We start from the raw sequence: 20,835 nt of genomic DNA, 5'->3' as shown, positions 1-20,835 counted from the left end.
CTACGCTTTGTGACCTTAAAAGATAATGACCCGTCATTGGTCGTTCTTATATAGGTTTGGCCTGGGGGAAAATCCCTCAGGCTTTTTTTGCTGCTTTGGATGCGCTATATTTTGAATTGACAGGGTGGGTAGTTTTTATTTGGCTTGCTGGTGAGCATGTTTTTTTAATTATTTTTGAGTAGTGTCTGCTTGCTTAAAAAGCAGATAAACAGCTTCTTGAATTTAAGTTTTTTGTCACTGATGCGGCATTTAAAAAGGGGGGTATTTTGGGGTGTTTGTACGATCAAAAGGAATCCTGTTATTTAGTTTAAAAAAAAACGATATGCGCCCCTTTTTTTTATTGCTTTTAGGATGTTGTTGGTGGACTCAGGTTTATGCCCAGCAAGCCTCTGAAACTTTTTGTAATCCGGTAGATCTCGATTATCAGTATGGCGAGATCATTCCGATGGATCGGTCCAACTTTAAGGATCATCCACCAGTTATTGCCCGCGGAAGTGCTGATCCGGTTTTTATTAACAATGAAGTTGGCGGTCAGCATGAAGCCTATTATATTTTTTGTACTTCTGCCAGAGGATATTTCCGTTCTGAAGATTTAATAAAGTGGGAGCATATTGAGCCGACCCAAGAATGGCCGGTGAGTTATTTTAAAGGTAAAGAGCCTTCCACCTTTGAGGAGACTCTGGAAGATGGTACTACCGCTTTCTATAAAGATATGATTGCGCCAGCGGCGATTTCCGTAAAGGATACTTTATTTCTGATGGCTTCCAGCCGTAAGTTTAAAGCGCCGATTTTTTATAGTGTAAATCCGGCAGCAGGGGAGTGGGCGGTTTATGAGAAAAGTTTGGATTTTCCTCAGGGGGCGGATCAAAATCTGTGGGATCCGGGTTTATTTTATGATGAGCAAACAGCGGATTGGTTCCTGTATTGGGGATCCTCCAACCTGCACCCCTTGTTCGGTGCAAAATTGAAAAATAGTAAGGATCCGGAGCATCGCTGGGAATTGGATCGTTTTCAGAAATCCATGTTGTATTTGTATCCGGATCAGCACGGTTGGGAGCGCTTTGGTTATGATCATGAAAGGGAGCATTTTAAGCCTTATATCGAAGGAGCAGAAGTAGATTATCACAATGGAAAATACTACCTGACCTATGCAGGGCCGGGAACCAGCGAGAATGTTTATGGGAATGGCGTGTATGTGGGGGATTCTCCTTTGGGGCCCTGGACTTATGCCCCGAATAATCCGGTGGCCTATAAGCCGGGGGGATTCGCGGTAGGTGCCGGACACGGGAATGTTTTCCAGGATCGTTTTGGGAATTACTGGAATACGGGAACCACCTGGGTAGGGGTGAATTGGGTGTTTGAGCGTCGGATCATGATGTTGCCTGCCGGCTTTGATGCGGATGGTCTGATGTATGCCAACAGCCGCTTTGCTGATTTCCCGCATTTCGCCCCAACGGGCAAATGGGAACAGCGTGAAGATTTGTTTACCGGCTGGATGTTGCTTTCTTATAAAAAGCCGGTAAAAGTCTCTGCGCAATTATCTGAGGATTTGGGAGGAAATCAACTGACGGATGAAAATCCGAGAACCCTTTGGGTCGCAGGGAAAGCGCATCAGGGGCAGACGGCCATAATTGACTTGGAAGCCCTGCATGATGTCCGCGCAATTCAGATTAACTACGGTGACTATCTGCAACACGATTTAGCTTTGTTCCCTCCTCAGCCATTGCTTCAGGAATCTGCCGGATATAAAGATCGTGTGTATACACATTATAAGCTTTACACTTCCAAAGACGGGAAGCGCTGGAAGGAAGTGGCCAATAATCTTCAGGAGAAAAAACATCGTTCCAATCCCTATATTGAATTGGAGAAGTCAGTGGAGGCACGCTATGTGAAATTTGAAAATGTTTATTGTGCGAATGAAAATCTGGCCGTATCCGATATCCGTGTTTTCGGGCATGGTAAAGGGGACGCACCGGCTACACCGAAGAGCTTAAAAGTAAAGAGAGATCAGGATGAACGGAATGCTTTTGTGAATTGGTCCCCGGTGGAAGGAGCAGTGGGTTATAATATTCGTTGGGGTATTGAAGCGGATAAGCTGTATACTACTTATCAGCTTTGGGCAGATGCCCCTACGGAGAAGGAGATTCGAGCGCTGAACATTAAGCAGGATTATTATTTCGCGGTGGAGGCGTTTAATGAGAATGGGGTGTCGGCCTTGTCGGAGGTAATGTATTGTCCGGCAGGAGAAAGGTGAAACCATTAATTTTACGAATTAACGTTAAAGTATTTTTTTTTTTTTTGGCCACCAATTTCACAAATTTATAAGATTGCTTTAAAGGAAAAAGCCCGAGATTTTATTTCGGGCTTTTTGTTTGAATTGCGGTGAATCAAATATTATTAATCAATTATTCGTAAAAATTAGTGTCAATTTGTGGTTCCAAAAGTTTCGTTTTCCTGATATTTCTGAGAGGTTATTATCAATTAGTAGTTTTGTGTAGTAAGTAGGTGTTATCCAGCGGGTGTCAGGTGAAACCACTAATTTCACGAATTAATGCTAAAGTATTTTATTTTTTTTAGCCACAAATTTCCCAAATTTATAGGATTGTTTTTGTTTAAATCGCTGTTGATCAGACAGGATAATTAGTCATTGATTTGCTATAATTTGTGGTCGCTTCTTATTTACAAATTCATATTAATCACCAACTTCCCAATATGTTGCTTCTGTTGGAAAACTTCCTGTGCTTTGGTGATGTCTTTCAGCGCGAAGGTTTCCGCAACCAGGCCTTTGATCAAGCCCGATTCAATTACCCGCACCAAATTCGGAAAAACTTCTGGTTCCAGTACTGTGCAGCCAAACAGGCTTAAATCCTTCAGGTATACGGTGCGGATATCCATGGGTACTTCGGCTCCTCCTATGGCGCCTGCCACAGCATAGCGCCCTTTTGGCTTGAGGATTTCCAGTATTTCTGCAAAAGCAGGGCCGGCTACCAAGTCAATCACCACTTCAACGCTGCTATGACCAATGGCTTCGGTCAGGCTGTTCCCACGGTGGATAACCTGATCAGCTCCCAGATTTAAAAGATCCTGTGCTTTTGCCGCTCCTACCACTGCAATTACTTTTGCTCCCCGAGCTTTAGCCAATTGCACCGCAGCAGAACCTACGCCTCCGGAAGCACCCGTGATGAGTACGGTATCTTGGGCAGTCACCTGAGCGCGGGTTAATAAATTCTCCGCAGTGGAGTAGGAACATGGGAAAGAAGCCAGTTCCTGATCTGTCATTTCGGTATGGACGGCGAAGGCATGTCGGCCATCCACTTTGGTATATTGTGCAAAACCTCCATCACATTCCGAACCAAAATACCAGGCATGTTCCAAAGCTTCCCCGTTTACTTGCTGTAGAGAGGGCTCAATAATTATACGTTCTCCTAATCGACGTTCATTGATCGCTTTACCAATTCCCACAATATGTCCGCAAACATCGGCGCCCTGAATTCTTGGGAATTTGAGTGCTTCCCCGGACCAGCTGGCATCCTCTGCCTCTCCCTCGCCTTTGGAATACCAGGCAATGCGGGTATTGATATCCGTATTGTTGACGCCTGCAGCACTCACCTTGATCAGTACTTCATGATCGCCAATGGATGGGACCGGAATATCTTCCCGATACTCCAGTTGACTTTCATCTCCATGTCCTTTCAGGTAGACCCCAAACATTTTCTCTGGTATTGCTTCCATGTTATTCATATCATTGCGGTTTTTTAATCTTATCTTTTTTGTGGCTGGTGCTCAGGAGCCTTTTCGGTATTACTTCTGCAAATAAACAAAAAGCAGAAGCGGTGCTGCTGCTTTTTGAATTATTTTTATCCCATGCTATTGGAAGCAGGCCTCGCCAAATTGGAGCAAATAATAGGAGTTGAAACATCCAGAAGGCGATGAAAAAAAGCTTGAAGTAAGTTAATCAACTTTGCGGTGCATCATTCCGCTTAAAGGAACCAGCCATCTACCAAAGCTTTATTTTCGGCATAAAATGCTTTGGCGCCTGGAACTTCACCCATGGTAGCGACTTTTCCCATCAGGTCATATAGTTTTTCTTCACTTAGATTAAAATTGGCGAAAAATTGAGCGGCTTCCGGCTGATCTTCTTTGAAACCCTGACGGGCAATAATGGTACATTCATCTTTTTGGTAAATCCCTTTTGGATCTTCCAGATATTTCAGATCAAATTGTGCCCATTTGTAATGCGGTTTCCAGCCGGTAATCACAATGGGAGATTGTTTTTTATAAGCTTTTTCTAAAGCGGCGACCATGGCCGGACCGGAGGAAGTAATTTGTTCCAACTCCAAAGCATATTCGTCTATGGCCTGTAAGGTTTGTGCATGAATGCCCGCGCCACTGCCAATACCAATGATTTTCCCTTTTAAGGCTTCTTTGTGATCATTCAGCTCTGTGATGGATTGTATATCCATATAGGCCGGAACTACTAATCCGGTGGTGCCATCATCAAATGATTTTCCGATGATGTCAATTTTTTCGCCGTACTGTTTCCAGTAATCTTTATGCGTGTTGGGTAACCAGGCATCCAGGTAAACATCTCCTTTGGAATTCTTTTTGGACAATTCCCCATAAATGAGGCCGGGCTCCAGGCTGGTAAGTTTCACCTCGAAGTCATGGTGCAGCAAAGCTTCATTGGCGAGATAACTCATGGCAATGGCCTCTGCCCAATTCCCATAAAGGATACTTACACTGGCTTTTTTTTCTTTATTTTCAGAGGTGCAGCCGCCAAGGCTAAGGGCCATCACCGCACAGAGCAGAAAGGCGATTAATTGAGTTTGATATTTCATATTGTTGAGAAAGGTGTACTTAAAAAAAAAGCATCAGGTCTCCCCAATGCTTTTTAGAATTATTTTTTTATGGGAGCTTAATTGAACCAGCCATCCACCATGGCTTTGTTCTCACTGTAGAATGCTTTTGCACCTGCTACTTCGCCCAATTCAGTTACTTTACCCATCAATTCATACAACTTTGCTTCTTCCAGTTTGAAGTTGGCAAAGAAAGTGGCAGCTACTGGTTTTTCCTCTTTGAATCCACGACGTGCAATAATGACTACTTCGTCCTTTTCATAAATACCCTTTGGATCTTCCAAATATTTCAGGTCGAACTGTGCCCATTTGAAGTGAGGTTTCCAACCTGTGATGATGATTGGCTCATTTTTCTTATATGCTTTTTCCAAAGACGCTACCATGGCAGGTCCGGAGGAAGTAATTTGCTCGAAATCCAATTCGTAATCTTTGATTGCCTGAAGGGTTTTGGCATGAATACCCGCGCCACTACCAATACCGATAATCTTTCCTTTGAATTCGTCTTTGTGTGCATTCAACTCTTCAATTGAGTTGATGTCCACATAAGCAGGCACTACTAATCCGGTGGTTCCGTTATCAAAAGCAGTCCCTACTTTTTCGATTTTAGCACCATACTGTTTCCAGTAGTCTTTGTGTGTGTTGGGCAACCAGGCATCCAGACAAACATCTCCTTTGGAGTTTTTCTTGGATAATTCTCCGTAAATCAAACCCGGTTCAAGGCTGGTTAAATCAACTTTGAATCCTTTTTCCTGTAAAGCTTCCTGTGCCAGATAAGTCATGGCGATACCCTCCGCCCAGTTTGGGTAAAGAATATTAACAGAAGGCTGTTCTTCTTTTTCTCCACCGCCACAGCTGGTGAAAAACGTAACAGCGGCCATCAGCAGCATCAGGCCTGTTTTTGTGAAAAGATTTTTCATGATGTTATGGTTATGCATTATTTTTTCCAAATGATTGGGTGATACGATCCAGGATGATAGCCAAAATCACAATGCCCAGTCCGGACTCAAAGCCTTTGGCAATATCATTTTGCTGAATTCCCTGATAAACCACTGCACCCAGTCCTTTTGCTCCTACCATAGAGGCGATCACCACCATGGATAGGGAAAGTAAGATTACTTGGTTGACCCCGGCTAAAATAGTCGGCATGGCCAGTGGCAATTGGATTTTGAATAAGATTTGGTTTTCCGTTGCACCGAAAGCGTAACCCGCTTCCACTACATCAGAAGGCACACTCTGAATTCCCAGAGCGGTAAGACGTACCGCAGGAGGTAGCGAGAAAATAACCGTAGCAATGACGCCAGGGGTATTCCCTACACTGAAAAAGAAAATGGCCGGAATCAAATAAACAAAGGCCGGCATGGTCTGCATCAAATCCAGTAAAGGGCGGATGATCTTGTTGGCGGTTTTATTTTTTGCCGCCACGATGCCCAATGGAATTCCACTTAACAAAGCAATGAAAGTAGCCACCAATACGAGCGTAGTCGTTTGGATAGCCTCTTCCCAATAGCCCATCAGATAAATGATGATTAAGCCAAAAAAAGTTCCGGAGGCAAGCCCTAATCCATCTTTGATTTTGGCTTTTTGCAATCCTTCTTTACCTGTTTTAGCAAAATAAGACAGGCCAGCTACCAATATAAGCATTAATGGGAATGGGATGGCCAGCAAGAATGTGTTCATTGCTTCCACCGTCCAGGAGATGGCATCGTCCATGGCTCCCCAGATGAAATACAAATTCTCTTCCAGGAATTCGATCCCGGCTTTGATGTATTTACCGATAAATATTTTTTTCTCCATCTTATTGCTCGTTTGCCTGATCTTTCATTTCCTTGATCTCCGCCTTGTCGTATTTGGTAGCCTCAATGATCAGTGAAGTCTGGGTCACAACGCCCAGCAATTTATTACTGTCTTTGTCCACTACCGCCAAGGGTGATTTTGTGCCAGTAATCAAAGGCAACATCTCTTCCACGGTATATTCCGGATAAACACTCGGTACATTGGTTTTGATGATGTCTTTGATGCTTTCTGCCTTTGCTTTGGAAGCTTTTAAGGCATCATTCAACCAGACAAAACCCAGGAAGGATTTTTGTTCATCCACCACGGGCAATACATCAATTCCGGCAGCACGCATTTTTCTAAGTGCTCCTTCCGGGCCGTGGTGTTTGACGTTTACTTTGGATACTTGTTCAAACATTAAGGTGCCGGCGGTGATCACGGTCTTTCGGTCAATCTTTTCCACGAAAGCCTTGACATAATCACTGGCTGGATCTGTCAGAATTTCTTCTGCCGTTCCCATTTGCTCAATCACCCCATCTTTCATGATCACGATACGGTCGCCAATCTTGATGGCTTCATCCAAATCATGCGTAATGAAGACAATCGTCTTCTTCAGCTTGGCCTGAATGCTCAGTAGCTCATCCTGCATATCGGATTTGATTAGCGGATCCAAAGCGGAGAACGCCTCATCCATCAGCAATACTTCCGGATTATTGGCCAGGGCACGTGCAAGACCCACACGCTGCTGCATACCGCCGGAAAGTTCGGAAGGTAACTGCTCTTCATAGCCTTTCAGACCTACGGTTTCCAGTGCTTCCTGCGCAGATTGAAGACGACTGCCTTCTTCCTCTCCACGGATCTCCAATCCGAAGGCGGCATTTTCCAAAACCGATCGGTGAGGAAGAAGTCCAAATTTTTGGAAAACCATACTCATCTCCGTTCGGCGAGTCTCCAAAAGCTCTTTGTTATTATCTCTGGTAATGTCATGGCCATTTACAATCACCTTACCTGAGGTAGGTTCATGCAATCGGTTCAGGCATCGTAGTAGAGTCGACTTACCTGAGCCCGAAAGCCCCATGATAACGAAGATTTCGCCCTCATAAATTTCAAAGTTCGCCTTATTCACCCCTACGGTGCAGCCCGTTTTTGACAGAATATCCGCCTTGCTGGCAGATTTCTCCAGCATCCGCAAGGCTTTCTTCTTCTGATTCCCAAAAATCAGGGTCAGGTCCTGCACCTGTAGTTTAATGTTTTTATTTTCATCCATAGTTCAGGATTTAGAAATAGTATCCAACGTTTATGTTAAAACGAAAGGTCCAGTCTGCATCAGGGTTACCGGCACCTAAACCATCGGTCCAGTCAGGGCCTAACCAAGGTTGGTTTTTTCCGGCAGCTAAGTCAATATAGGTGAAAACGGATCCGGCGGTTACTAATACTCCGGTTACGTTTTGGTAGGCATCTGCGAAATCTTCTACGGTTTTGTTCATCCAGCCGAAGTCATTGTAGAACATCAATGAGGATACCGGCCCCCATGCTACTGGCTGAGTGTAGGCGATGCCTGCAGTGTATAGAGATGCCTCTGCTGCTACCAAATAAGGCGCACCATAAGCTCCCATGGCAATCAGGTCTTTGGAATCCGTGTCCGGGCCAGCGGTATTATAATTGTAGTGAGATGCCTGCGCTTTGAAGTTAAAGCGTTTCCAGTCCATCATATAGTGCAGGGCTACGGCGTAGTGGTCACCCATTTCTTCCGTATCCAGGTTGTAAATACCACCGTACTGTACAGAACCACCGATTTTGTGCTTACTTTCGCTCCCTTCAATATTATAGGAAAGCTTACCATTGAAGGTATTGGCTTCTTTGTTTCGGTACTGCAATCCGTTGCCCAGGTCAATCGAACTTACATCGTAAGCATATCGGCTGTTGTCCAGGTCGGTCCCATCTCCAAAGGTTAATTCTTCCGCATTTTTAAAGAAGGCAATGTCGTATTCCCACTTTTCGCCTTTATGGCTGTATTTAAAACCCATGTCGTGGTCATCTTCCAAACCAACATAATAATTGATGGAGAAGAACCAGTTGTTGGAATTGTAAGTGGTGTTTCCAAAAGGCACCTGGGTTAAACCTAACTGGATTTCATTCACTTCAGAAAGATCATAGGCCAACCAACCCTGCTTTAGCATAGCACCGCCAAAGGCCGAAGAGTAAAAACGGTATTCGGCGTCTAATCGGATGCCTTTGTAGGAAGCCTTGGCATTCAAACGAAATACATCCATTCCGAACTCACCGCCCTTTTTCTGGTGGTCGGTTTTCCAGTTGGAGTAATTGTAATTAAAGCGTAAGGCACCGCCAACATGCAATTCAGGCTTGTCCTGAGCAAAACTCAGGATAGTGGTCAATAAAAAGAGAAATAAGAATGGTAATGATTTAAAATTCATATAAATAATTAATGTTGGTTTACAAAAAAGAAAATGTAAACCAAATGAACATATGCGCTGATTCCCGTGGGAAAGGTGTTGTTTAACCACAGGGGTTCAACAAAAATTGTATAAAGAATAATTTGTTAAAGGCGAAAAAAAACAACATTATTCCCTTATGGGTGAAAAATTTTTTTGGAAATTTTCAATAAAAAAAATCCAATTGCCACGGTTTCTTCATGGCAGAAGGGATGATTGTGCTGCTGATGAGAATTATGATAATACATAATGTTCGCCAAACGTCATCAAAGGTCTTTGTTCTAAGACCGAGGGGCTATAAATGGATAATGACTACTAGGTTTGATAATAATTTTATCATTTTTCCGATGACTGGCGCAAAAGTAGTAAATATTTTTTACAAAAAATTTTCTCAGGACAAAATAATTACAAAGCTGACAATAATCATATTCCAATTAAATTCTCTATTTTTGTACTTTAAAAGGTCATTTTAGTAGTAGACAGTACATGAAAATATTTGCGGACAATCTGAAATTTTTAAGGAGACAGGCAAAATTGAGCCAGGAGCAATTGGCTAAACAAATTGGATTAAATCGCGGAAATATAGCCTCTTACGAAAAAAGTACTGCAGAGCCTAAAATCGAAAATTTAGTTCGCATCTGTAAATTCTTTAATGTTGAAATTATTGACATCCTTGAAAAGGATTTTACCAATATTGCGGCAATACAGGAAGAGTTGGAGAATATTGAAGGGCCCAAATCTGAGGTAGCTTTGGGGGAAGGAGAGGCTCGGGAGCATATGATCACTGAGCTGATTGATAATAAAAAACGAATGGAGCGATTCATTAGCCAGTCCGATGATATGCATAAAATTCTAGAGGGCTTTCGTCAGTTTCATAGATTTAAAATGGCCAACCATAAATTGATCTCTGACGATGTGAAGAAAATGGCAGATGAATATGAAAACCTGATGGAGGTGATGGAAGCTTTGTTAGCCTCGAATCGTGAGCTGATCCAGTGGTTGGGCAAAGAGGGCAATTCTTGATAAATCTCTGCTGCTGATTTTTTAGGATAGGAATAAAGGGGTTGTTAAGGGGGAGGCAAAGCTCGAATTTCAGGATTTAATACTAATTATAGTGTGATTTTCGTTTTTGTCGTAAGCAAGGATCAGCATCAATGGGCTATTGATTTCAGGATTAGATTTTGTCTATTTCTCGGCTGTTTTTGCTGTAAATTGGTGTGGTAAATAATTGACTTAGGTACTGTCTAAAAAAGCAATTTTTTGAATTGAATTATTTTAATATATTTGAAATTCAAAGGAGGCGTTTACGTCTACCTTCTGTAGCTGTCTTTTTTTAAGGCAGCTACTTCCATTTTAAGGGGGATTATCCCTTTTATTATTATCTTCAGGTTAAATCCTAAAGATTGTTATTGGCAAGCCTATAGTTGTTCTTAGGGATTGATTATCGGATCAATGGTTAAAGATTGCCGATTGCTTCTATGCCCGCCCGTAGATGGGGGCACTTCCCGTTTTTCCTTAGGCAACCTTCTGTTCCACGATCAATTGACTTGGATCGCCTTCGACTGTCCTGGCACAATTTCGATGATATTGATTGTCATAAGGCTGTTCATTGTGCCAGAGGGTATACATTATCCTTAATAATTTGGACTGCACGGCCACATACCCTTTCATTTTGATATTTGTCTTTTTATAGATCCGTTCCTGAAGCGCTTTAAATGCGCCCTTTTCATGCTTAACGACATTCAATGCTGCCATATGTAGAATTCTTCTAATGTGTGAATTTCCCTTTTTACTGATTGAAGTCCTTCCCTCTTTTTGACCAGACTGATTTTCCTGAACATCATATCCTGCATAGCTGGTAAGTTGCCGTAGGTTTTCAAACAACAAGAATCCGTTAGTTTCTGCAATTATGGTAGCTGCTGTGATGGGGCCGATCCCTTTGATGGAAGTTAAGAATTCGGTTTTTCGGGCTAATTCTGAATCCTTCTGAACCACTTCTTTAATCTGCTCTCTGCACTTAGAAATTTGTGTTTCTATCGCATCAATCGCCTCTTGCAGGCATTGCTGGGCATCTTCGACAATGATCATCGTGTGCTTGGCATGCTCCATTCTATTTTTCAAGCTTGTTTCTACCTTTAGCAAATCTTCCAATAAGCGGGTACGTTCCCTTAGCTGGTAGAGGCCTTTACTCATCGGCTCCCATTCTTTCAAATGTTGAAAAGCACCCATGAAGGCCAAACCTTTGGCGTCCATTTTATCATTCTTAGTTTTATGCCCGATGCTTTTCATATAGGATTTTGCCCGATTCGCCAGTACAACACTCACACGGTGCGAATTCAGATTTAAGTACCAGGCGAGCTTCTCATGGTAATTTCCCGTGGCTTCCATGACAAAGCTTAAAGGCAAATCCAATTTACATTTCTTAGCAGCCCACGAAACTAATTCATCAAAGCCTTTTTCCGTATTTTTAAATTTTCTACTGCCTAAAACCTTTGGCTCACGATCCGAGAAACCTAAAACCAGGCTGACCTTAAAATCTGATTTGGCGATATCAACGCCTGCTACATACTTGATTTCCATAGTCCTTTACGATTTAATAAATACTCAATTTGTCACCAATCTTCATCGTCTTTTCTCATGATTGATACTGAATCGAGGGCAAGTTCCCACGTTCTTAGGTACTGTTCTAACTCTAAAGCTTGGGCAAAAAGGGGATTTCCTAAATTGCTAGATTGACAATAATGCCATCTTTTGAGCGTATGTTCTTACTCCTTTTTGCTGACAAGCTATAATATAATGAAAATTGAATTATTTCGTTATCTGCTTTATAGAAGTCAAGATATGAGAGCGTGTTTAAAAACACAGCATCCAGTTTTAAATTATTGATAGCGATTTTGGATTATTGCTCAACAATAATGCTGCTATTCTCTAAATATAATCGGGTATCGTTTCTGGAATTCAAATTTTTGCTGCGAATTTTGGCTTTTAAACACGCGCTAAATTTTGCCTTGAATATTCGCGTTAAATGGGGTGAACTTCTCATTTAACCGGAATTATTCATGCTTCAATCCTCGTTTAGCTGCTAGGCGGAAAAAATGAAGGAATAGTTTCTTATTTCGAGTTTTTTCCAACGAAGCAGATGAATGAGGAGAAGGCAAGCTTGTCCAAATTTGGGCTATTGATAATTCGATAAAACTAACCAGAAAGCACTGAAATATAGGTATTTATAGTGGTTCACTAAATTTAGCGGTGAATAATTCGGGTTAAATTAGCAGGTAGAAATTTGATTCCCTTGAGCAAATCTTGAAAATCAATCCTGTTCTCTTCATCAAAGCCAAAAAAAGAGTTCTGCCTCATCAAGAAACAAAACTCCGGAACGCTGTATAATTTTAAATCACCCCTTATGATAGGGATGAGATTTTATCGCTTAAAAAAAGGTTTTGCCTTCTCTTCAAAAAAGCTAACCATCGCAGCATTTTCTTGATTCAATTCCAGAAACTCAATATTGCAGTTTTCCGGTAGGTGCGCCTTCATTATCGGGCCGGCAAGATTGGCGATTTTTTCCAGATCCCCTTCATGTTCCAGAGCCAATAGCCAATGGGGAAATTCTTCCTCTTCCTTCGTGTAGTAAACGGCAAGATAGGCGCGAATACCTTTTTCATTCTGAAGCATGAAAGAGAGCTTTTCCTTCATCCCTTCCGGTATATCTTTAGGAATTCCGATGCGCACCTGATCATCCTCATCGGCTTCCATTTGCACTTCCTGATGTTCACCGAAAATTTTCCCGGCCAGCAGGTCTTCAATCTCCAAAGGTAACATTTCCTTACCAATATCGGAGAAAGGGTTCAGGATGAAAGTGGTCTTAGGCAACATCTCATGAAGGTCTTTCACCGACATCGGCATAAAATTGACCTTGTCAATAAAGTGATCGCCCTCCATGATACGGTTCGGAGAAGTGAAGATGGGTAAGCGGCCATCGCTAAATGTCAGTAGGTTGATTTGCTCACCTTTGGCCACTTGTTTGGGGCTTTCTTGCTGTTTTTTCCCAAGGCCCGTTATGACCAACACTTCGTTTTCCAGCAGATCCTGATAAAATTGATTGATATATGATTTGTCTTTCGCCGCAAGGATCAAGCTTTCCTCTATTGGGAATTGATCATTAGGAAAAGAAGACTGGTGATCTTTCATTCAGATAAAAAATTTATGCGTAGGCCAAATTTAAACATTATTTTTTTATTTACGCTTATTGCCACCCGGGGTTATCGGCTTGGGATATTCCTGGGCAGCATTATAGTGCATTAAACGATTTAAAATCAGCTCTTTTATATCTCTTTCTTTTATTTTTATAAAATGAAAATTAATCCGAATTATTCACCATTGGGTTAAGGAAGTTGCGCTAAAAATGCTTTTTATCAGTATGTTTTGGGTGATATTGAGGACTTGTAATAAACCTAATGGGGCTTAGCTTTCCCCTTCCTTATTCCTTAGCTTGCTTGGAAAAAACCAGAATAAATTACTATTCCTTCCTTTTTTTCCGCCTTGACATTAAGCGCATGTTTAATAGCACACTATCCGGCTGCAAATTCAAATTATTGGAAGCGATACTTCAATTTTCGCCACGAATTTTGGCTTTTAAATACGCTCTAGGCCATTTGTATATCAGTTTTTTATTCCTTATCAATGGCGATAACGATGGCCAGGGTATTTTTCTGAGGGCTGTTGGCCACTATGCTGACCTGCTTCCCTGCCGAGGATTGGAAATCCGTGATGATTTCATTTTGTAAAGCATTTTGGATTTTATCTTCAAAATCATTTCCCTTGGCCTGATTAAAGGCGTTATTCAATTGCTTATAGTTTAAGGCTTGTTTACTTACAATGATGGCCATTTTATCTTGTCGGCCTAAATCATCCAATTCCATAGAATAATCTCTTGGGAAAAGTCGCGTTCCCACAATTCCGCAATAGGCAGAGTGCTTTTCGGTATAAGGAAAAAGGACATAGGAGCTGCCATCGGTTTCCTGACCGAAAACATAGGTATAGCAATCCAGATTATTGGTGACCTCTATTTTAAATAAAGTGCCCGGAGTTAATGGGCTTTGGGTCCGGTAGGTAAAATCATTTTCTTTTGTGAGAGGGATGTATTGTTTTTGTGTATTAAGGAGGAGGCCGATTCGCATTTCAAATTTTTCAGGATTGTCAATCCTCCGCCCCATGGGAAAGAGGGCGTAGGCTTCTTTGGTGAAATACATAAAATCTCGATAGCTCACCCAGGCCAGGCCATTATTGCCCCAATCGTCACCCCAGCTGTTCATAATTTGGAAAGCGCCTTCTCCATCCATTTCGTCATCATAGCCAATCACTGCCATGGCGTGGCCTCCAAATCCGGCCATCTGATAGTCGCGCTCTTGAGGGGTCCATTTATTTTTGCCTTTCATATCCGTCATGAAGCTGCCGCCCACCATCATTCCAATGACCACAGGAGCGCCCTGGGCAAGGTTCTGACGGATACCGTTCAAATCAAGTGCCTGCACGTTATCTCCTTTAGTCAGCCGGTTGAATCCCTTCATTTTAAATTGCCCTGCCTGCTGGATCAAAGATTGGTCCGGCATATTATTACAATTTTCATCCGTATAGGCAAAGTCACTGTAGGGGACGGAGCCTTGTTCTGTCATTTTTTCCATGGCCCGGATGATATAGGAACCCTGACAGCCCTGTAGTTTTATCTGGTTGTATAAAAAAGAAGGGCTGAATCGCACGGTGTTGGGATCTTTTCCGCTGGCGGAACTTTCCAATATGGTGCGGGCCGCATAGGCACTTGACCAGGCTACGCAACTGCCTTGTTGCCCCTGATTCAATCGTTGAGGAGCGTATTGTGCAAGGCTCACTCTTACCGGTAAAGGGTTGGAAGGATCATTAATAATGGGCTCATAAATTTTGGCCCGGTCAAATTGCACAGGATCAAGTGTAGCGCCAGTTGAGAATACCATGGAAGCCACATTGACTGCAGTTTCTTTCCCCCCGAAGAAATAAATGGCCCCAAAGATCAATAATAGCGGGATTAATAACTTTGGATTCCGAATTAGCAAGGGCAGTAACATGGAGATGATTCCCCGTCCTCCGCCGGACCTTCCCCGGTAATTCCCTCCTCCGCCTGAGTTATTGGGTTGATCCGGGTCTTTACGCATTCTTATGGGCATAGCAGTTGATTTTGATTCTCATTAGGATAAAGCTTTAGTGGGCGGGGCTGTTTGAAAAAGAGGGGGGATTGACGTCTTTTTGAATCTTTTTTTTGGCGAATTGCGGTTTATCCCGGATTATTCATGCTACATCTTCTTTTAGCGGGGAGCCTGTCGGATTATGAGTGGTTTCATAAAAATCTATAAATATTACTTCGACAACTTATTTCGAAAAGAGGTCAACATGGATAATAAAGCTTTTAAAATAGGTTTGCCAGGAGTCCTCTTCAATGCTGTCTCCGAATGATATTTCGTTTAATAGACTAAATAGGTGTAAAGCCGAGAGGTGGCTGGGAGCTGGAAGGGGAAGTTCCTGTTTTGAGATTTTGCTAACAAAGCAGTTGTCTGAGGAAAAAGCAAATCATCCAAATGTGGGCTACTTAAAATCAAAGAGCTATGCCCAAAAGTGGTGTTCAGGAGGTCGAAGTTAAGCGGCCTGTTTGATCTCTTCGCCGTCTTTAAATTTAACTTCTCTGATTACTTTTTCAATGGTTTTATAGCCCCGTATTCGATTCCAGTTTTTCTCCGCACACATGCCGAGTTTGAATATCATATGGAGCATTCCGTCCCGATCCAGGCAACCCTTTGATCGCTTCGTACGATGTCTGATCGTCCCAAAAGCGGACTCTATCGGATTGGTGGTTCGGATGCTTTGCCAATGTTCGGCGGGAAAGTCGTAAAAATTCAGCAATTCATCACGGTCTTTTTGTAAACAAATTACAGCTTTCGGATACTTTGCTTCATAAGTGTCTATGAATAAGTCAAATGCTTTATCTGCTTCATCTTTGGTTTCGGCCACCCATATTTGATGGATTTTGTCCTTAGCCTTTTGTTGAGCCGATTTGGGAAAGCAATTCAAAACATTGCCGGTTTTATGCATCCAGCAACGTTGTGCCTTTGTTTTGGGGAACTCTTCTTCTAGTGCTGCCCAAAAGCCCAGCGCCCCATCACCAATCGCTAATTTAGGCGCATTCATACCGCGGTGTTTCAGTTCGAGTAATACCTCTTTCCAGCTTTGTTTTGACTCTCTGATCCCATCTTCAATCGCTAAAAAATGCTTCCTGCCTTGACCGTCAACTCCAATAACGACCAGTGCACAAAGTTTATCATCTTCCTTCCTCAGACCACTGTAGATGCCATCAACCCAAATATAAGCCCACTCTCTATCTTCTAAAGAGGCTTTTCGCCAGACATCGTATTCCTTTCCCCATTCTGTTTTTAAACGGGAAATAGTGCTAGAAGACAAACCGCTGGCTCCGGGGCCTAAGAGCGCCTCTAAGGCATCATTCATTTCTCCTGTTGAAATCCCCTTGAGGTAAAGCCAGGGTATCGCAGCCTCCAGGGATTTCGATTTTCGAACATATGGCGGAACCAGAACCGATTGGAATGAAACCGGGGCTCCTGTTTTGGAACGAATCTTTGGAACTCTGACCGTTACGGGGCCAATACCTGTCTGAACTTCTCGTTCCGGCAAATGACCGTTTCGGACTACTGCGGCTTTTCCATCATCAGTTTTAAGGTCGCGGAATTGCTTTAAATATTCCTCTAACTCCGCCTCAACCGCAAGGCGTATGATTTCTTTAGCTCCCGCCCGAATCGTCTCTGTTAATAGATCGTGAGTTGTTTCCGTAATCGGTGGGATTTGATTAATTTCGCTCATGGTGGCAAATTTTTGGTTAGTTTTTTATTCGCATTTAAATCAACCAATTTTGCCGCTATTTTTCAACCCCCAAACACCACTTTCGGGCATATCTCAAAATCAAAGAAAAGTTCCTGTAATGATCTGATTATAAGCTTACTTGACTTGATTCAATAAATTTATCAGTGAATAATTAGGCTTAAAGCATAGTAAATTTTATTGAGCTACTTCATAGGTTATTATATATTGATTCTGTTTTGATAAAACATATTTTTCCCTTTAGGGGCGATTTTCCTACGTTTAGCCTAAACCAATTTTTTCATAGATTTAGAAAATGAGATGAACAATTCAAGCTCTTAAATCAAGTAATTCTTTTTACTGAAAGATAAATCTTTAAATATTGGAAGTTTCGAAGAGGGCTTTGATTTTTCTACCGCTTCGGTAATATTGGATTTAATGCAATGCGTAATCGAGCTGGTTGAGCTTTGGCGCAAGGCAAAGGGGAGCCTATCACTAATTGTCCCTGCATCTGGATCGGGTATCAAATTGTCAGGGTGTTAGTGTTCGGATTAAGGAGAGGATGGCAACAGTCCATGGATTTCTAAACCAAAATTCCCTTTCCCTGCTGAAGGATCTCCTTAAGGGTATCTTTTGAGCTAACAATATAGGTGTAATTGGTGCAAAACCTCGTCTTCTTTAGGATTTCTTTGTTCTGAAAACACTAAAGAATAAGGCTCCACCAAAAATCAACAGAAAGCCCAATATTATGGTAAGCCCTTCGTTGTTAGCCAGGGCCGGCCGGGTATTCATGACACGATTTAAACAAAAGGCCAGGAAAAATATGAAACCAGAAAAAAATAAAAATTGAAAGCGAGACATAAAAGTAATGGTTGATGTGATCTTGTGCTTTTAATTTAAAAAATAGTTCAATAAATGAAAATAAATATCCGATGATATTTGTGTAAATAGTTAAAATTTAGTCAGATAAGGTATGATTAGGCTTTGTGTTGATTCAAATATTTATATTTGATGAAGATAATGAAAATAAACATGGAGCAAGTCGTTGTTGCTGATGTATAACATTGTTTCCTTTCGATAATTCCAAGAAGTCGGCTGGTAATCCACTGCTTATTAGGGAGTTGTGGGTTTGGTTTTCTTTTAATTCAAAGGGTTAATATTCAGTCTCTTACTATATAAGTGAAGGCATAAGGATTTAAACAAAAATAAAATTTATAGTCAAAAAAAAATCGCCTCTCCATGATAGAAAGGCGATTTTTATAGGTTTTATTTTTTCTTTTCCAGTTCAAATACTTTCGATCGGAGGAAGGTTCTGATCTCATCAGGCTTGTCCATATTTTGAATCACTTCAGCAGGAATCGGGTCTCCAATACTGAATCTTACATCCTGATGTGACTTTTTGAAAAACTCCGAGGGAATGGCTACTGTCCTCAGCATTGGGTGAATTTTCCCCAGAAAGTGAAATAATGGACTGTTGTAGCCTCCAAAATGAATAGGGATTACGGGTACATTGGCCTTCTTAATCAGACGCATGGAAGATAAGCTCCAGGGGCGGTCCGTTACTTCTTTATTGCCATCATAGGTAGTGGCCACTTCTCCTGCCGGGAAAATACCGATAGGATGCCCGGCCTCTATCCTTTGCAGGGACCTTTGAAAAGCGCCCATGCCTGACTTTCTGTTTTTCCCTTCGAAGGGGTCAACAGAAATAAAGCAGTCTTTCAGCGGCTCCATCATCGAAAGCAGATAGTTCGCGATCACTTTATAATCCTTACGCTTTCTGCCGATCACCGCGATGATCATGATGCCATCTAAAAGCCCGAAGGGGTGGTTGCTGACCGTAATGAAAGCCCCCTCTTGTGGGATTTTAGCCATTTCTTCCTCTGAAAATACCGGATTGGTCTTATTGTAATCCAGCGCCGCATTCATCAAATCAATGCCGGCAGCGGGATAGCAACTGTCATAGAGCTTGTTCAGGTCTTTGATTTTGGTCACCTTCATCACCCACTTAGTGAGCCATAAAGGAAGCTTCATGCTCTTTTGAACTTCGGCGGTTTTTATGATTTCGTGCTGCATCGTTCCTGCGCTAAGGTTTTAATTTTTTTGCTCAAAATAAAAAAAGGCAAACCCAAAATGGATATGCCTTTTCGTGTCTTCAAGAAAATGTGGGCCCTGCTGGATTCGAACCAGCGACCCCCTGCTTGTAAGGCAGGTGCTCTGAACCAACTGAGCTAAGAGCCCTTTGTTGAGACAAGGGATGCCTTGTCTTTACTTGGGAGACAAGACGAATCTTATCTTTTTTTTGAGACAGAGAATGTACTGTCTCAACGAACCGACAACAAACAAATTGCTGCGGAACAGTCGGGGTGGCAGGATTCGAACCTGCGACCTCCTGCTCCCAAAGCAGGCGCGATGACCGGGCTACGCTACACCCCGTGGCGGAGAGTGGGGGATTCGAACCCCCGGTACCGTTTCCAGTACGTCAGTTTAGCAAACTGGTGGTTTCAGCCACTCACCCAACTCTCCATTGGTTTTCAAGAAAAATCTCGGTCGGGGTGGCAGGATTCGAACCTGCGACCTCCTGCTCCCAAAGCAGGCGCGATGACCGGGCTACGCTACACCCCGCAAAAGTATCCGAAGATACTTTTTTATTTGTTCGTCGGGATGACTGGATTCGAACCAGCGACCCCATGCACCCCATGCATGTACGCTACCTGACTGCGCCACATCCCGAACTAGGCTACAAATATAGGCCTAATAATTTCAAAAAAACAAGGGAATTACCGGAGCCAAAAGGCAATGAAGATTATCAAGCGCAATAAAAGACGAAAAATCACCTACTTAGGTCGAAAAAAAAAGATAAATTTTTTTCAAGAAATTCTGGCAAGAAGTAATAAGGCCTTTTCAGAGGCGCCTTTTGTTAATTGTTTTGCTCCGGCTAGCGGATACATTCAGCATTTTCTTTTTTTGTTGGATGATATTTTCTTTCCCGTTAACTTCCCCTTTTCAAAAACTCTATAATCCCATGGCGAAGTTTATGATTGGAATTGACCTTGGAGGCACCACTACGGATTTGGTGGCATTCAAGGGGGATAGGATGTTGGCTCCCGTAAGTGTTAGGGCTTCGGATCCCATCACTAGTGCGGCAGGGGCTTTGGGCAAATTTATTCAACAGGAAGGGCTTAGTCTGGCAGATGTGGCCGGGGTGGGTATGACGGGCGTAGGGTCTACTTTTTTCACGGATCATCTCCTTGGCTTGCCGTTGCAGAAAATCAGTGAGTTTGAAGCTATTGGCCGAGGGGGACAGTTTTTATCTAAGGAATCAAAGGCTTTAGTGGTGAGTATGGGAACCGGAACCGCTTTGGTTCGGGTAGACGGGGCTCACATTGATCATGCCGGGGGGAGTGGTATTGGAGGGGGGACCTTGATGGGACTTTCCCATAAAATGCTCGGCATTTCCGATTTGGATTTACTTCAGGAATTAGCTGAAAAAGGGGATCTTAGAAAGGTGGATTTATTGGTCGGTGATATTGTTAATGGTAATATTGATGGCCTGCCGGATGATCTGACCGCCTCTAATTTTGGGAAATGTAAAGATTCCGCTAAACCCGAAGACTTTGCTTTAGCGATATTGAATATGATATTTCAATCTGCCGGGGTATTAGCCAATGCCCACGCCATGGCCTATGATACCAATAAAATTATCCTAACGGGAAAATTGCCTACGCTTGGTTATGCTGCCTCCGTTTTTGATAAATTGTCTCAGCTTTATGGCCGGTCTTACATCGTCCCGAAGCATGCGGAAGTGGCTACAGCCATAGGTGCTGCAAAAATTGTGGGACAAAATTAAAGGCCACCTGACG

Annotated in this window: 14 protein-coding genes and 5 tRNA genes; 3 read left to right on the top strand and 16 right to left on the bottom strand. The window is 42.5% G+C overall.

Features of this window, described 5'->3' with window-relative positions:
* Nucleotides 1–322 precede the first annotated feature (322 nt).
* Nucleotides 323–2,254 carry a family 43 glycosylhydrolase gene (locus tag AAA970_RS20425; protein WP_338238743.1) on the top strand — a complete coding sequence of 644 codons (1,932 nt, stop codon included), beginning with the start codon at nt 323–325 and terminating at the stop codon, nt 2,252–2,254.
* Between the two features lie 425 nt (nt 2,255–2,679).
* Here the strand turns inward: AAA970_RS20425 and AAA970_RS20420 are convergent, their stop codons facing one another.
* The 6 genes from AAA970_RS20420 to AAA970_RS20395 all read right to left on the bottom strand — a co-directional run bounded on the left by AAA970_RS20420 (nt 2,680) and on the right by AAA970_RS20395 (nt 9,064).
* The gene (locus AAA970_RS20420) at nt 2,680–3,741 is read right to left on the bottom strand and encodes an alcohol dehydrogenase family protein (protein ID WP_338238742.1); all 1,062 of its coding nucleotides are present in this window, start codon (nt 3,739–3,741) and stop codon (nt 2,680–2,682) included.
* Between the two features lie 239 nt (nt 3,742–3,980).
* Nucleotides 3,981–4,838, bottom strand: a complete 858-nt coding sequence (locus AAA970_RS20415; RefSeq protein ID WP_338238741.1) for a glycine betaine ABC transporter substrate-binding protein — start codon at nt 4,836–4,838, stop codon at nt 3,981–3,983.
* A gap of 77 nt (nt 4,839–4,915) precedes the next feature.
* Nucleotides 4,916–5,773, bottom strand: coding sequence for a glycine betaine ABC transporter substrate-binding protein (locus AAA970_RS20410; protein ID WP_338238740.1), 858 nt, complete (start codon nt 5,771–5,773; stop codon nt 4,916–4,918).
* A 10-nt stretch (nt 5,774–5,783) separates the two neighbouring features.
* Nucleotides 5,784–6,650, bottom strand: coding sequence for an ABC transporter permease (locus AAA970_RS20405; RefSeq protein WP_338238739.1), 867 nt, complete (start codon nt 6,648–6,650; stop codon nt 5,784–5,786).
* A 1-nt stretch (nt 6,651) separates the two neighbouring features.
* Entirely contained in the window at nt 6,652–7,896 is a 1,245-nt protein-coding gene (locus AAA970_RS20400) for a quaternary amine ABC transporter ATP-binding protein (protein WP_338238738.1), read from the bottom strand.
* Nucleotides 7,897–7,906: 10 nt separating this feature from the next.
* Nucleotides 7,907–9,064: a hypothetical protein gene (locus tag AAA970_RS20395; RefSeq protein WP_338238737.1), complete on the bottom strand. Its 1,158-nt coding sequence runs from the start codon at nt 9,062–9,064 to the stop codon at nt 7,907–7,909.
* A gap of 504 nt (nt 9,065–9,568) precedes the next feature.
* Here AAA970_RS20395 and AAA970_RS20390 point away from each other — a divergent pair.
* Complete coding sequence (locus AAA970_RS20390; protein ID WP_338238736.1) at nt 9,569–10,105, top strand: helix-turn-helix domain-containing protein; 537 nt, start codon at nt 9,569–9,571, stop codon at nt 10,103–10,105.
* Nucleotides 10,106–10,597: 492 nt separating this feature from the next.
* Here the strand turns inward: AAA970_RS20390 and AAA970_RS20385 are convergent, their stop codons facing one another.
* From AAA970_RS20385 to AAA970_RS20340, 10 genes are all read right to left on the bottom strand, one after another.
* Entirely contained in the window at nt 10,598–11,662 is a 1,065-nt protein-coding gene (locus tag AAA970_RS20385; protein WP_338237572.1) for an IS110 family RNA-guided transposase, read from the bottom strand.
* Between the two features lie 840 nt (nt 11,663–12,502).
* Entirely contained in the window at nt 12,503–13,270 is a 768-nt protein-coding gene (locus AAA970_RS20380; RefSeq protein ID WP_338238735.1) for an enhanced serine sensitivity protein SseB C-terminal domain-containing protein, read from the bottom strand.
* A 479-nt stretch (nt 13,271–13,749) separates the two neighbouring features.
* Nucleotides 13,750–15,279, bottom strand: coding sequence for a C1 family peptidase (locus tag AAA970_RS20375; RefSeq protein WP_338238734.1), 1,530 nt, complete (start codon nt 15,277–15,279; stop codon nt 13,750–13,752).
* A gap of 466 nt (nt 15,280–15,745) precedes the next feature.
* Complete coding sequence (locus AAA970_RS20370) at nt 15,746–16,978, bottom strand: IS256 family transposase (protein ID WP_338238733.1); 1,233 nt, start codon at nt 16,976–16,978, stop codon at nt 15,746–15,748.
* Nucleotides 16,979–18,241: 1,263 nt separating this feature from the next.
* Nucleotides 18,242–19,048, bottom strand: coding sequence for a 1-acyl-sn-glycerol-3-phosphate acyltransferase (locus AAA970_RS20365; protein WP_060689421.1), 807 nt, complete (start codon nt 19,046–19,048; stop codon nt 18,242–18,244).
* A 90-nt stretch (nt 19,049–19,138) separates the two neighbouring features.
* A tRNA-Val gene (locus AAA970_RS20360) sits at nt 19,139–19,213 on the bottom strand.
* A 120-nt stretch (nt 19,214–19,333) separates the two neighbouring features.
* Nucleotides 19,334–19,408, bottom strand: a tRNA-Pro gene (locus AAA970_RS20355).
* Nucleotides 19,409–19,498: transfer RNA gene (locus AAA970_RS20350), tRNA-Ser, on the bottom strand.
* Between the two features lie 24 nt (nt 19,499–19,522).
* Nucleotides 19,523–19,597: transfer RNA gene (locus tag AAA970_RS20345), tRNA-Pro, on the bottom strand.
* A 34-nt stretch (nt 19,598–19,631) separates the two neighbouring features.
* Nucleotides 19,632–19,705: transfer RNA gene (locus tag AAA970_RS20340), tRNA-Pro, on the bottom strand.
* 292 nt (nt 19,706–19,997) lie between these two features.
* Here AAA970_RS20340 and AAA970_RS20335 point away from each other — a divergent pair.
* Complete coding sequence (locus tag AAA970_RS20335) at nt 19,998–20,822, top strand: BadF/BadG/BcrA/BcrD ATPase family protein (protein WP_338238732.1); 825 nt, start codon at nt 19,998–20,000, stop codon at nt 20,820–20,822.
* Nucleotides 20,823–20,835 lie beyond the last annotated feature (13 nt).

This window comes from Persicobacter diffluens, assembly GCF_036244895.1.
Lineage (GTDB): Bacteria > Bacteroidota > Bacteroidia > Cytophagales > Cyclobacteriaceae > Persicobacter > Persicobacter diffluens.
The sequence above is the reverse complement of the archived record's forward strand: the minus strand, read 5'-3'. Positions and strand labels throughout refer to the sequence as shown.